Here is a 15,228-nt window from a genome sequence, read left to right on the forward strand (position 1 = left end):
TTACATTATTATTATTCAACAATACGTTGCCACTCGTAAGTACCGATAATTTTAGCAGTATGACGACCTGTCAAATCTATTACTTCATTACCTGAACCGGAAGGTTTGGTCATGAAATCCCATGCTGCCGCCAAATCAGTTTCTTTACCCGTCACTTCAGCCATGCCATTATAAGAATTCTGAACGTATTCGTTATCCTTTGCGCTTTTCCAGATGCGGATTTTCTTCATATAACCGCCAAAGCCTTCTTCAAACAGATTATCACTGGTACGCATATAACGTCCGAAAGCAGTCATCGGTGTATTGTAGTTGGCATAGTTGCTTGAATTATAGAACCTGTTACCCACGCCTCCCTCGGTTGTTTTCACTTCTCCGTTCACATACAATTTCGCACGAAGTTCCGGATTGCCCGGCAATCCTTTATCACTGTACACAAACAAGAAATGTTGCCATTTTCCATCTTCCGGTGCCTTTAGTGACGGTTCACAGATATTTCCTCCTGTTTCGCCCCAAGTTGCACGATAAATACCACCATCCACATTGCGCCAGTACATCATCCAGCCATTACGCCATCCGTCACCGCCCATGTAAGTTGACAGGAACACATTTTGGTCTTTTCCACCACCTTTGGTTACTTTCACCCAGAATTCAATAGTAAAGGCTTGGTTTCCTTTAGTTCCGAAATTGACATATTCTTCACTACGTCCGAAATCGATATAAGAACCACCATCACCACGTCCGTCCACAAACAGTTCAGCCGGTGTTGTTTCAGCGTCTTCTATACGGATCGTACTCTTGAACTGTTCTATAGACTCCTTGGCTTTTGCCACATAGCGTTGTTTCTCACTTTCCGACGGAGAGGGTTGCTGATATTTGATTAAAAGTACCGAACGATTAGCATCATCTATCGCATCTGTCAGAATTGCCCGGCTTTCGGTAGGGTACTGTCCTTTCCTATCTCCGTAGTCTGAATTTTGCTGCAAATCAGTCATCTCAGCAATTAATGCATCCAGTTGGTCGATATAAATATTTTCTATTTCAGGAGCCGCAGTATACTCGTCATGAGTTTCTTCAGAACAAGCCGCCAATTGAATTGTTAGCACCATACATAACACATAACACCACATTTTCCAATTTGAATATTTCGTATTCATTATTCTTCTTTTTATAGGTTACAATTATTTATCTGCCGGAAACAACAACATCAATGCCGGTATTCCGGATGCACTATAGCTGTCAATAGTAGCGCCTTCTATCTGTGCCTTATAATATTCGCCACCACATAAATTACGCGTCTGGTCACGATTAGCCCAGCCATAATTAATGTTACGTTTCAAGAACGGTACGTACTGGGTCTGGCCACAATCATTCACCAGCATAGCCATGTATTCCGCAAAGATAGCAGTATAAATACCCTGTTCCACACCACTCTCGAACGGCAGTAAATCGTACGTTTCGGACATGACATTCATTGTATAGTCAGCTCCTAAAATTGCATTGTCCAAATATGTTTTCTCACCGGTAGCTTTATAAAGCAATAACGAAGCTCCGATAAAAGTGGCCTGATTGTATACATGGTCCGACCATGCTGGATTGCCTTCACCATGCTTGCTGTCGGCAACCTCTCCGGTATTACTGTCTACCAAATTCTTCACAGCCCATTCATAGATTTCTTTTCCTTTTGCCAGATAAGCTTCCCTCGTTTCATAATGCGGACGGGTAAAATCACCGTACTTATTACTCCAGCTTTCCGGATTCGGATCTGCCACACGATCGGCAGGAACATTGTTATAAAGGGTCAATGCAGCTATCACAGTCGGGAAATTGATACAAGCCATCTTACCATCGCCGGCTGCATTTTCATTCGGATTGCCGATAGGCTGCCATTGCCAGAACATACCTCCACCCAAACTCTTTTCAGGATCTGCATAAGAACCCGTATCACCTACCCGAGGAGAACCGTACCATACACGTGCAAAACTCGCTTCTGCCAGACTGCGATACTCTTCCACTCTAAATAATTCGTAAGCACGTGCCAAAGCAATGGTCCACCACTGTATATCATCATAGATAAACCAGCCGGTATTCTCATTATTATTGTCGAAATCAAAGTTTACATAATGCGCTTTATTTCCGGCAAACAAATCATCACACAACTGCCTGTATTTGCTTTCTCTTTCCGTATCTCCTTCCGCTTTTGCACGTTTATATGCGTTCATAGCCATATCCCAATAGATCGGCTGACACCAGATAGCGGCAGCTCCGTTATTACGGTCTGTAGCAGCGGTATAAGCGGTACTTATTTTATAAATGTTCTTTTCGGGGTCCAGCAAGTTATCATTAAATGATTCATAGGCATTCCAGGTATCCGCATTGGTATACTCCGATACAATCTCGTAATCGGGAGTATATGGCTTTGCCTGTTTATCCTCATTGCAAGAGGACATACAAAGGACACCGGACATGAGACAAACTGCAGAGAAAATATATTGTTTCATCATAATTTCTATTTTATAATCAGTATTTAGAATCCTGTATTCTGAACCAGGTTTTTATCAATATCAATTTCGCCCTGTGGTATGGGGAAGAAGTACTGACGGTCAAAAACACGTTTCACAATCTCCGTACGTTTGAAGAATTCATTTCCGTCATAATTGACATTCATACCGTGAATTGCCTTGTTGAAATATTCATTTACCAATCCCCAGCGACGTACATCAAAATAACGGCAGTTTTCAAAACTCAATTCAATGCGTTTCTCCTTACGAATCAGCTCCATGACTTCTTCCGTTGTAGTCGGTTTAGGCAGATTGACTGTTTCACCGTATCCCGGAATACCCGCACGCTTACGGATCATGTTCATATACGTCCAGATGTCTTCATGAGTCGGACTGACATGCGCAAGCGCTTCGATATAGTCAAAATAAATATTAGTCAGACGCAAGAGCACACAAACCAAGTTTTGGTTACGGTCGCCGGAATCCATTCCTTTACGCACCAAATAACCTGTACTTGTATAGTCATTGCTACCTTGTTCTTTACCACAACTTCCGCTATAAGTGAAATCTACGATATAATCGCCTTCTGTTCCATCAAACCATTTTGAATTACTAAAGGTAATGTCTACATAGAAACGAGGTTCACGATTAACATACATCATTCTGGTTCCTGCCGGTGCATATAAAGTACCATCTGTTCCTTTGTATTCTGTTGTAGAAACTCCTTCTTCTACATCATAATCGGATTTTTCGTTGATAATCGGAGTGACTCCATCAGCAGTATAACCGGAAATAGGAGACTCTCCGTTTGACATGAAATAGGCATCTACCATTTCTTGAGTTGCTCCCAACAAACTACCACCCCTATAGTTGGTCGTATTACCAGATCTATTTGGCATACGGTCGTACTGCATGGTTCCGGCAGCATTATCCAAACGATAGAAAATCATCTCTTTATTATTACCCATTTCAGAAAACAATGTTCTTACTGCACGGCGATAAGATTCCGTCGGGCTGAAGCCTTCCGAGTCCGGACCGGAAACAGAAACACCGTCCTTATTGGTATACATCAGATGATAACGACTTCCATAACTAGAAAAGAAAGTGTTACATTCATTAATCACTTTCTGCCAATTGGCACGTTTGGCAGCTTCGTCCGGTTTGTTAGGGAACAGTTTTGTTCCGTCCGTATTAGCCAAGTCAGAATAGTAATTGCACTCTCCATTAAACAACCAGCTGGCACGATAAGTTAATGCCTCGATGATAAACGCCTGTGCAATCGCCTTATCAATACGGCCATATCCGGACACTTTGTCGGTAGAAGCATCATCCAGTAAACCATCTTTTTGCGCACCTTTCAGTTCTGATACGATAAAATCGAAACACTCGTCTACCGTATTACGCGGGAGTTGCAACTCATCGCTCGGAGTATCCATCGGGAAGTCCTTTTCAAGCAAAGGAACCGGGCCATAAGTACGTACTAAATAAAAATAGTAGATCGCCTGCAAAGCTCTTGCTTCCGCTTTCCATTGATTTCTTTCTGTAACAGTTATCGGTGCCTGATCTACATTTTCTGTAAATACTGCCGCTTCATGAATACCTGAAAACCAGCTCTTCCAGCGATACAATACCATCGTTCCTTCGGTAGCATCGATTGAATTGTTATTTATCAACTTCCCTTTATTGTCATTTGTCCACTCTGCTTCGTCACTGGAGCCTGTCCAAGGACCGGGAGTACGGTACAGACTTGTTTCATGCACCTGACGTTGGTTAAATTCATCCGGTAAGAATGTGTATACGTTCGAAAGATACCGCAAGGCTCCATCTCTGGTTTTGAAAATCTCCTTGAGTGATAAACGGTCATCAGGTACCTGATTAAAATAGTCATTACAAGATGTCGTCAAGAGACACGCCAGCAAACTAACGATTATATAATTATATTTTTTCATTATCTTTTTGTTTAGAATGTGAAATTAATACCAACTGAATAAGAAGTCGTATTCGGATAAGAAGCACCATTATCGGTATTCAACTCCGGATCCCACAATTTGAAACGACTCAAAGTGAACAGGTTAGTTCCCATTACATATACAGCCGCATTCTTCAGATGAACTTTATCCACCCAGGGTTTAGGCAGATTATAAGAGATCTGCAATGTCTTCAAACGCAGGAAGTTCATGTTACGCACCCACCAGGTACTTTTCTGGAAGTTATTAATATTACTGGTTGTTTCGCTTCCATAAGACAAACGCGGATAAAAGGCATTCTGATCCGGATCTTCCTCTGTCCAATGGTCGCCAATGTTAGAGTAGAGGTTACCACTACCACCACCGCCATTAAACGGATTAACACTGCTACCGTTCAAAACACGCTCGGCTCCTGCTACGCCCTGGAACATCATACCCACAGACAACTCTTTCCAACCTACTGTAAATCCGAAACCATAGACAGTTGTCGGCACATCCCCACGAGAAATGTAAGTCTGGTCGTATGCGTCTATCTGACCGTCATTGTTTAAGTCCTTGTATTTGATATCTCCGGCTTTCACTGTTCCAAACTGTGATGCAAACGGTTTGGGAGTAATGGCTTTATTGGCATCCGACAAAGATTCCCAGCGTGCCATATCATCTATTTCAGCTTGAGTGAACAGCCCCTCGGCAACATATCCTTTCACTCCATTGATGTTATGTCCATATTGGTTCATCCATTGGTATTTCTGTTCCGGCAGTTCTCCCTGAATCCATTTATCCTTATTAAAGGTGACATTGCCACGAAGCGCAATTACCCAGTCTTTATTGATACGCTTGTTATACTCGATGGTTCCATCAAATCCCTTATTTTCTATGATACCGATGTTTCCGTAAGGAGCAGATGTGTTGTATCCCAAGAATGAAGGTATAGAATGTTCACGCTTCAACAGGATGTTTTCACGACGTTCTTTAAACAAGTCAAATACAATAGACAGATCGTCATTAAATAGCTTAAGATCAATACCCAGGTCTTGTTTGCGAGACTCTTCCCAAATCAGGTCAACAGCCATATTCACTGTTTCATAACCGGACCACTTAGTTCCATTCGGTCCGAATTTATAACCATAGTCTCCATTTTCTTTCATCTGATCCAGATACATGAAACGACGATCGGAAACTTCGCTATTACCCACTTTACCATCCGTATAACGTATCTTCAAGAAAGAAACCGCCTTCGACAGAGGTTCCCAAAATTTCTCATTTGAAACAACCCATCCTACACCAAATGCAGGGAAAGTTCCGAAACGATGTTTAGGCGAAAAGTTCTCTGCACCGTTATAACCGATGTTGAACTCTGCGAAGTAACGGTCTTTCCATGAATAAGTGGCACGACCGGCAATACCCATCATACGATACGGAATCGCATCTTCCAATGTCCCTTTCGGATATAATAGTTTGGATTGCTGATTGAACAGGAATAACGCACTAACACGATGATCGTTGTTGAATGTCCGGTCATAGTTCAAGGAAGCCTCCAAATAGGTCTTTTTGTTACCACTCGTTTCCTGTTTATAGCTTAACACGTTACTTCCTTCATAAATACGTTGCAAAATAGGTTGTCTATTCATATCGTAAGGAACACTAGCGTCCAGGAAGTTGTAGGTAGACTCCGCACGATCCTGATGTACATGTATCTCATTGTATACGTCGAATGCATACATAGCAGTCAGCTTCAGCCCTTTCGTGAGCATATCCAAATCCTGTGTGACGCGCAAATTAGAGTAAATCTGATTTTTCGTCAGGTTGTCATAACCACGACGTGTAGCCTGTGAATAAGGGTTATTAAAGTTGTTATTGGTTGAAGTTCCCGGCACATAGGCTTCTCCGTTAACAAAGAACATCTTCGGATATTCAACCGGTGAGATAGACATTGCCGCATTATACAAATCGGCAGAAGAGATGGCCGGATAGTTTCCTTCTCCCAGATAACCTTACGCACCGATCTCGACCTTAGTAGTAGGAGTTACGTCGAGATTCAAATTGGTAGTAAAGTTATAACGGCTATATTTCATTTTGGAATCATAGGTGTTGATATTCTTATCAGTCACCGTCATACCTGTCTCATTAAAGTAGCTGACTGATGCATAATAAGCGACTTTCTCGCTACCACCGCGTACATTTACATTCACACGGCGATTATGTCCCCAATCATTAAAGATTTTTTTCAACCAATCCACATTCGGATATAGATAAGGATCCTTACCGGCAATCGTGTTACATATCTGATCTTCTGTATATTTCGTAGCAATACCGTCGTTACGCATTGCCTCGTTGGCTGCATTCATATAAGTGATACCATCTGCCAAATCGACCATCTTCGTGAAGCGGGTAAACGATTCATAATAATCCGCGCTCACTGTCGGTTTTCCTACCTTTCCCGGTTTGGTTTTAATCAAAATTACGCCATTGGCACCACGTACACCATACACAGCTGTTGCTGATGCATCTTTCAGCGTTGTCAACGATTCAATATCTTCCGAATCGATGTCATTGAATGAACGTTCCACTCCATCCACCAATACCAGCGGAGAAGAAGTGTTGGGAGTGGAAATACCACGAATCCAGATATCAGCAGCATCTTTTCCCGGTTCTCCTGTACGCTGTACAGCCACAACACCCGCCAAACGACCTGCCAATGTAGTTGTTAAACTGGCAGAAGGCGTCTTAATATCTTCCATCTTCATGGAAGACTGTGCACCGATATTACTTATTTTACGCTGGGTACCATACCCCACAATAACAGTCTCTTCCAATTCGTTGACCTGTTCTTCCAAGGTGATATCATAAATGTTGGTGGAGGCATTGGTTCGTATTTCAGAAGTTTTAAACCCGATATAGGTAAATTTAAGCACTACGCTCTTCTTGGTTACGAATATCTCATACAAACCATCCATGTTCGTAATCGAACCGTTTGCATCTCCATCCACAGTAACATTCACCCCAATAAGCGGCTCTCCTTTTATATCAGTGACACGTCCGGATATTTTCCGCTTATTCTGTTGCTGTTCGGTTGAAGCAGGGGCTTTTCCGGAAATAAATATTTGCCTGTCAGAGATCCGATAAGTACACGAAGTACCTTCGAAAAGTTCAGAAAGGATTTCTTCTATATTTTTATTCTTACTGTCGATAGATACCTTACGTTCTAAGTTGACAGCGTCATCTAAATAGAAGAAAACAAATTGACTACTTTTCTCTATTGTTTTAAGCACTTCTCTCAATGTCGAGTTACTCATGCTGACCGAAAGGGTCTTAATTTGAGAATAATTGTTGTAACTTGCGAAAGAGTAGTCTATTCCGAGAAGTAAAAAGCACAGGAATACCCCGAGAACCTTACTCTTTCGTTCTCTAATTGCATTTTTCATATTAAACATGTTAAAATTTTCTCATAATATTATTTTCTGTATCTAAACATTCATGGGCACACAAACCCCATCTGGATGATAGTTTTCATCATCCACTCTCTTTAATAATTACCATAAAATTAAGGAGTTAGATTAGTTTATTATCTTATTTTTTATATCTATTTCTTTATTACTCGATACGTTTTATATTGTTCATCATAGGCGTAAGAAATTGGTGCAACAAAGGTTAATCCATTAATAACTGTTTCAAAGCTGTCTTTCAAATCAATTTTTCCGGAACATTTTATTTTACTTAGCGCTGGGTCAAATTCTACATTCACACCATAATAGGTAGACAGGCGTTGCAATACCATTCCCAAATCGGCACTTTGGAAACAATAGAGTCCATTTATCCACGATATTGCCTGTTCTACATCTACTTGTGATATATTTTCCTTTCCATCGGCAGAGCTGAACATCTGATTAGGAGCCAAAATCGCTTTCGGAGTCCGGACTGTCTCTACCTGAACACATCCTTGCGCCAGCACTACACTTCTAATTGTTTCCGATTCATACGCCGTTACATTAAATTTAGTACCAAGCACCCTGACATTCATATCTTTGGTCCGCACATAGAAAGGGCGGTTCTCATCTCTGACTACTTCTATGTAGATTTCTCCATCCACATAGATTTCACGTTTATCTTTTTCAAACTCTACCGGATAAATCACTCTCGTGCCGGCATTCACCCAGACTTTAGATCCATCGGCAAACGTCAATACCGATCGCTTTCCACGCGGAATGACCAATTGATTGTAAGCTGCTGATTTTTCCTTTTGTATACTTTCCTGATTTGTTTTGATTTCTACGGAATCATACGTAATCTCCGTTTCTTTTTCTTTCAGGCTCACTACGTTATCTTCCGCCAAAATCAACAGTGTTTCTTCCGTCAGAGGCAAATCAGCTTTGGTATTCACTGCAAAAGTGGCAATATCCGGCTCCAGCACCGAAGAATAACTCTTTAATAAGAAGAAACATCCCACAAGAATAGCAACACTGGCAGCCGAGCTCAATCCTATTAAGAAATAGTTCTTACGTTTCGCCTTCTCCTTATTTATATTGGTTGCCTGTATACGAGTCCATAAATCATCCGTTTCCTCGTTTGAAAGTACTTCTTCTTTCTCTTTTGAAAAAACCTCCATATATCTTTTTGCTGCTATATATTCATCTATATTAGAAGGATTCAACCATTCAAATTCATCCCAAAACTTCTTTGTTTCTTCCGTAGGATGATTCATAGAAGAAATAAAGAAATCATTCTGAAGAAATTCTTCAAAAGTATATAGGGAAAAATCTGTATGTTTTTGTTCAGAGTTCATCAATTTCATTGTCTTTACGTATGAATAACAGTTGTACTTTCCTTTTATACTCACTTTTTCCGAAGTTTTTTCCACTTTTTTTATAGGAGGAAAATAGCTGATTATTCTCTCTTATTTTCTCTTAAATAAGTCCCGGATACGTCCCAAAGCCCGTTGAATAGAGTTAGAAACAGATTGATTATTCATGTCTGTCACCTTACTGATTTCATCAATACTCATCTCTTTGATGTATCGATAATAAATAATTTCACGCTGTCTGTCCGTCAATACAGACATCATAGTATGCACGGTTGCCTGAACTTGTTTTTCCTGTTCATTATTAATATATATAGTTTCTGGAGTGGAGGAGGGGTTGTCAACCGTCTCTTCCCTCTCACCTATTTCATCAAACGAAAGAGAATCTGTTGTTTTTTTTAGCGCATTAAAAAGAGTGTTTTTCAACGCTACCGTCAAATAAGCTGCAATATTATCTGTTGGGGCTAACTTTGCACGATTCATGTGGATTTTCACAAACACATCATGTATGCAATCTTTAATTAATTCTTTGTCTGAAGTATATAATAGTCCGAATCGAAACAGATCTTGCACCGTTCGATTATAGATTTGGGTATACGCACTCGAATCTCCCTCGAGAAACCTTTTCCACAAAAGGGAGTCGGAAAGAGTGTGTATATTTGAGTTCATTATAATAAGTATGTTTGATTTACAAGGACAAAAATAAAACAATAAATAAAAAAAAGCCCATCTTTATTAAAATATTAATTACGGATGGGCTGAACTTTTCAGATTTTCCTTCAATGGGCTTGCCTCTACTCCCTCGAAAGTCATCTTTATGGGTTTTATTTTTCCATCTTTGTCAAAGTACATACGGTCAACGCAGGTCACACGAGCATTTCCATCCGTTTCACCCAATGGATGACGATGATAGATGATGTACCATTCATCCTCTCCCGGCCCTTTTACAACTGAATGATGGCCGGCACCTGTTCCAATATTGGGATCTCTCTGTAATATTTTTGCTTCTCTTTTGAAAGGTCCGAACGGTGAGTCGGCAATGGCATAAGCAACACAATAATCCGGTCCGGTCCAACCGCCTTCTGACCACATAAAATAGTATTTTCCGTTACGTTTCAACATAAAAGGTCCCTCTACATATTTTTCGGGGGTTACTTCCTTATAAAGGGTACCATCTTCAAACGGTACGATACTCAACAAGTCCGGGGTCAGTTTCACCATATTACAATGTCCCCAGCCACCATAATACATATAATACTGTCCGTCATCGTCTTTGTAAACAAACTGATCGATCGGTTGCGCACCATTTACAAATTTATCAATCAGAGGTTTGCCTAACGCATCTTTAAATGGTCCGGCAGGATTGTCGGCCACAGCTACACCAATACCGCCTAGTTCATTATTGCTTTGAATATCATTCGCACCAAAGAATATATAATATTTATCATTCGCATGAATCACGGCAGGTGCCCACAAAGCACGTTTAAACCAACTAATATTCTCTTTTGATAACACTTTCGGGTGCTTTGTCCAGTTCACCAGGTCTTTAGACGAGAAGGCATCCATGAAAGTCTGTTCGTCATAAGGCGCCGAATACGTAGGATAAATCCAGTATTCATCCTCAAATACAATTCCTTCCGGATCGGCATACCATCCCGGAAATACAGGATTGCCACTCGTCTTCGGTTGTTGATTGGCTTTTTGTCCAAATACAGACTGGAAACAGCAAATAACACTAAGAAGAATAAGGTGCTTCAGTTTCATACAATATCAATTTTAAAGTTCGTGCCACAAAGATGAGAAAAAACAACTAGAAATTCAATAAATACAAACCAATCTGCAAAAAAAGATGATTTATCAGGATTTTGTGCTTTCTTTGTAGTGTCATTATTAAATGAAAAAACATCATGAAAAGCAGATTGTTATTACCATTCGTATTTTTAGTCATTATTTGTGCATCCTGTCAACCCAAGAAGAAAACAGAGCCGGAAAAGGAAGCCGTAACAGGAGCTACTTACACAAATCCGCTACATGAAAGAGGAGCAGAGCCATGGGCAGTTTTTTATAAAGGGAAATATTATTATACGCAAGGCTCTGAAAACAGAATCATACTTTGGGAAACTGATGACATAACAAATTTAAAAGACAGTCTTAAAAAGCCCGTATGGATACCCACCGACCCAAGTAACTCGCACCACTTATGGGCTCCCGAGTTACATCGGATCAATAATAAATGGTATATCTATTTTGCGGCAGACGATGGTAACATGGACAATCACCAGATTTATGTAATTGAAAACGAGGCTGATATTCCTACAGAAGGTAAGTTTGTCATGAAAGGGCGCATACCGACTGACAAAGATAACAACTGGGCGATTCATGCAAGCACTTTTGAACATGACGGACAACGTTACATGATTTGGTGCGGATGGCAAAAACGAAGAATCGACAGTGAGACACAATGTATTTACATCGCTTCGATGAAAAATCCGTGGGCTCTTTCTTCTGATAGAGTCCTGATTTCCCAACCTGAATATGAATGGGAGTGTCAATGGGTCAATCCCGATGGCAGTAAAACGGCCTATCCTATTCATGTGAACGAGGCACCTCATTTCTTCCAACCGAAGAATAAAGACAAAGTATGCATTTTTTATTCTGCCAGCGGTAGCTGGACACCTTATTATTGTGTAGGACTACTAACAGCAGATGCCAATGCTGACCTGCTGGACCCTATTTCCTGGAAGAAACACCCGACCCCTGTATTTCAGCAAAAACCTGAGAATGAAGTTTTTGGCCCCGGCGGCAGCTCTTTCATCCAGTCACCGGATGGAAAGGAATGTTATATGCTTTATCATGCCCGTCAGATACCGAATGATGCTCCGGGCGCAATGGACTCACGTACTCCCCGCTTGCAAAAAATAGAATGGGACAAAGAGGGAATGCCTGTACTGGGAGTACCACAAAAAGAAGGAGAACCCATGGCAAAGCCATCTGGTTCTCCAATCAATTAGACTAATTACATTTTGTACTTTCAGGTCCAAGGTATGAACGTTTTAATCCTCCCATGTCGATGACTATTTTTTGAATAACGACTCCAGGATCACCACAACGTATCTGTAGGGTGTGTTTGCCCGGCTTTTTCACATACAAAGTAGATTTATTCACTCTACAGTTCTTCAGTACACTATCATACCAAACTTGAGAATACTCAACAGCAGAAGTAGAAGGGGTAGAAATAGAACCATCATCTATACGGACACTATACTTTGTGTCCGAATTAGTATGTTCCGGCAATTTATAGTCTCGCTCTGCGTGCAAAGGGAATGTAGGAAGAACATAGGTATACACATCATAAATCCCAGCATTAAATGTATAAAAATCATATTCCACTCTAGGTACATCACCAGCACGATACATCTGCAAAGGAGATATAGGATTCCCTAATTGCAAAGCATACCCTTCAACCCCAATCCCGGGAAGAATATTCATTTTTATGTCATTACTCTCAAATTTACGATGAAACCCTGCAGCCGGAATAGAAACATACCCATTTTCTTCCATATACACTCCTTGCATCTCATCACGCACAGGAAACATCGGATTAAAAACAGAAACTAATACACACTCTTTTTGATCATTAGAACTAAACTCCACAGAACCTTTAATACTCTCTCCAACCGGAACTTTCTCCCAATCAACAGATACCCTGATTCGGTCTTCTGTCGGAGTTTTCCCAGTTTTTTGAGACACTATAATCCAATCGTCCGAGGGCTTTGCAGTCCAACTCAAAATTCCACTCCCTTGATTATACACATCGATCCAATGGCTTTTACGGGAAAAAGTGCTATAAACAGGCAAACTATGATAACTTGTACCTCCTTTATCCAAGTTCTCACTTTCTGCCTGAAGAGCTAATTTAGGAGCACCGACAGGTGTATAACTTTCTTCCATCAACGGAAGCATAAAGTAAGAACTGGAACCTTCATAATTCTGTTTCAAAGACATCATATATTTCCATTTCCCGTTCAACAATGAATTATAACCTTCAGTTATGATTTGCAGACTATCATGGTAGTTCTTTATCTTCTCCTTTATCAAATTGGCAGCGGCACGTTGCTGACGAACATACTGCCGATAATATTGTCCTTTTATAGTCATGTGGTTCATCAGTTCAGCACCTTTCACGGGGTAGTATAATAACTGATAAAAAGCCGGCTGACTGTCTTTATCCAAAGATGCCAAAAGACTTTCCGCTTTCTTCCCAATGCGGCTATATTCGTTCAGACGATTTTCTGCTTCATTATAATTGGCAAAAGAGAACTCCGTATCCGTACGTTTCTCTCCTCCGCCCCAATAATTATTCCAATATCCCCAACCCATATATTCCGGTTTCCGGGAAAAGGCCAGATTGATATGCGAAGAAGTGATATCTTCAAATACACTATAATACTGCTCCCCAAACATCTTTGCCAACCAACGGGCGGGATAGGTAACCACATTATTCGCATTAAAGCTATCTATATCATAAGCCATATCAAGGAATAAAGAGACTTGCATTTCGGCTCCTTTTAAATCACCGCAATTAGCCAGCCAAATACGGTCCGCCATCGTATCATAAGCTTTCCGGAGTTCCTCATACATCAGAGCCGGGGGAGTAGTGCTGTACCACAAATAGCTATGGGGAACTCCCAGATAAGAGACATGGTAGTAAACACCTGCACGCCCGGAACGTTTTTGTTCATGCGGGCCACTTAAGCGCTTCATGTAGCCGAAGTTATCATCCGGCCAAATAATGGTTACATCATCCGGCAATTCCAATCCATTCGAATAGATTTCCAACACCTCCTTGTATGGAGTAAATGCCTGTGGAATTGTTTCAACCGGTCGATCAAAATGTTCTGCAATCAAATTACGTTGGTCTTTCAACGCACTCTCCAGCATTTTGACCTTTTCTTTCATGGGGACATCACCTCCTCCCATTGCCGCATCATGCAATCCTCTCAAAGCCAAGGTATATACATTCTCATAAGCACAGTTTTCCTTTACACGATTTCCTAGAACTTCATTAATTTTATCCTTATTTTTACCATAATCCCAGGGCCCCATCGTTTTTGAATTCCATTCACTAGCTGTATTTAACAATAATGGTTCGCAATGACTGGACCCCATTACAATAGCAAAAGTATCTGCCACCAACTTATTTTCAGGTATCTTATAAAATGCGGTCGACACCGGATGCATGGCAGGAGCCAGATGATTGGCTTTCAACCGTAACAACAATTCGCATATTTTGGCATAAGTACGGGGACCTATATTGCCACGCTCTTTCTCAAAAGTCTTGGCGGCCCAAGGTTTCAGTCCCCAATCTTCATCATTCAGAAAAACACCTCTATATTTCACGGAAGGGGTCTTGGAAACAGTGATGGGAGCATCCACATAAAGTGTTTTATATTTCTTCACAGGGACATCCGCCCACCAATACCAAGGAGACACACCTGCCATTTCCGAAAGAGAAAACAAACCGTAAGAAGCTCCTCGCCTGTCACTTCCAGCTACAATCAGCGCTTTATCTACTCCTGGAAAAGGATGATTAACTGTCTGAATCAGATAACGTTCCCATGCTCCTTCTAAAGGAGATATATCTATTTTTCCATTGGAGGCTAGCTGACGAATTGCCTGATTCTTTTCAATAGTACCGACAATCACCACTGTTCTTCCTTTTTTCCATTCATCTGCCAATTTTAGTCTCTGTCCTGTGACATTTTCAATATCAGACACAAACAGTTCGGCAACCTTCTTTACAACCGGGTAATCATTGACATCATAACACACGGTCGCCTTTATTTTCGATGCGACTAATGGGAAAGTATATTTACTATGTTTTACATTCTCATTCACAACCACTTGTGATTGCAGGGCAGATGCCACTACCAATAATATTAATAGCGAAAAGATTCTCATTGAT

At 40.8% G+C, this 15,228-nt stretch carries 8 protein-coding genes and 1 pseudogene; 1 reads left to right on the forward strand and 8 read right to left on the reverse strand.

The window, feature by feature from the left end; all coding sequences use genetic code 11:
- Positions 1-11 precede the first annotated feature (11 nt).
- The 7 genes and pseudogenes from AB9N12_RS05655 to AB9N12_RS05685 all read right to left on the reverse strand — a co-directional run bounded on the left by AB9N12_RS05655 (position 12) and on the right by AB9N12_RS05685 (position 11,027).
- The gene (locus tag AB9N12_RS05655; RefSeq protein ID WP_369890425.1) at positions 12-1,154 is read right to left on the reverse strand and encodes a DUF4972 domain-containing protein; all 1,143 of its coding nucleotides are present in this window, start codon (positions 1,152-1,154) and stop codon (positions 12-14) included.
- A 24-nt stretch (positions 1,155-1,178) separates the two neighbouring features.
- Complete coding sequence (locus AB9N12_RS05660) at positions 1,179-2,501, reverse strand: glycoside hydrolase family 76 protein (RefSeq protein ID WP_369890427.1); 1,323 nt, start codon at positions 2,499-2,501, stop codon at positions 1,179-1,181.
- A 23-nt stretch (positions 2,502-2,524) separates the two neighbouring features.
- Positions 2,525-4,447, reverse strand: a complete 1,923-nt coding sequence (locus AB9N12_RS05665; RefSeq protein ID WP_369890430.1) for a RagB/SusD family nutrient uptake outer membrane protein — start codon at positions 4,445-4,447, stop codon at positions 2,525-2,527.
- 11 nt (positions 4,448-4,458) lie between these two features.
- Positions 4,459-7,890, reverse strand: a pseudogene (locus tag AB9N12_RS05670) (TonB-dependent receptor).
- A 158-nt stretch (positions 7,891-8,048) separates the two neighbouring features.
- Positions 8,049-9,257, reverse strand: coding sequence for a FecR family protein (locus tag AB9N12_RS05675; protein ID WP_369892817.1), 1,209 nt, complete (start codon positions 9,255-9,257; stop codon positions 8,049-8,051).
- Between the two features lie 102 nt (positions 9,258-9,359).
- Positions 9,360-9,932, reverse strand: coding sequence for an RNA polymerase sigma factor (locus AB9N12_RS05680; protein ID WP_369890432.1), 573 nt, complete (start codon positions 9,930-9,932; stop codon positions 9,360-9,362).
- Positions 9,933-10,010: 78 nt separating this feature from the next.
- Positions 10,011-11,027 carry a glycoside hydrolase family 43 protein gene (locus AB9N12_RS05685; RefSeq protein ID WP_369890434.1) on the reverse strand — a complete coding sequence of 339 codons (1,017 nt, stop codon included), beginning with the start codon at positions 11,025-11,027 and terminating at the stop codon, positions 10,011-10,013.
- Positions 11,028-11,170: 143 nt separating this feature from the next.
- On the opposite strand from AB9N12_RS05685, the gene AB9N12_RS05690 reads away from it, so the two are divergent.
- Positions 11,171-12,274 (forward strand): family 43 glycosylhydrolase, encoded by a 1,104-nt coding sequence (locus AB9N12_RS05690; protein WP_369890436.1) that lies wholly within the window; start codon positions 11,171-11,173, stop codon positions 12,272-12,274.
- 1 nt (position 12,275) lies between these two features.
- Here AB9N12_RS05690 and AB9N12_RS05695 read toward each other — a convergent pair whose 3' ends face one another.
- Entirely contained in the window at positions 12,276-15,224 is a 2,949-nt protein-coding gene (locus AB9N12_RS05695; protein WP_369890438.1) for a glycosyl hydrolase 115 family protein, read from the reverse strand.
- Positions 15,225-15,228 lie beyond the last annotated feature (4 nt).

It is taken from the genome of Bacteroides sp. AN502(2024), from assembly GCF_041227145.1.
In the GTDB taxonomy this organism is placed as follows: Bacteria; Bacteroidota; Bacteroidia; order Bacteroidales; family Bacteroidaceae; genus Bacteroides.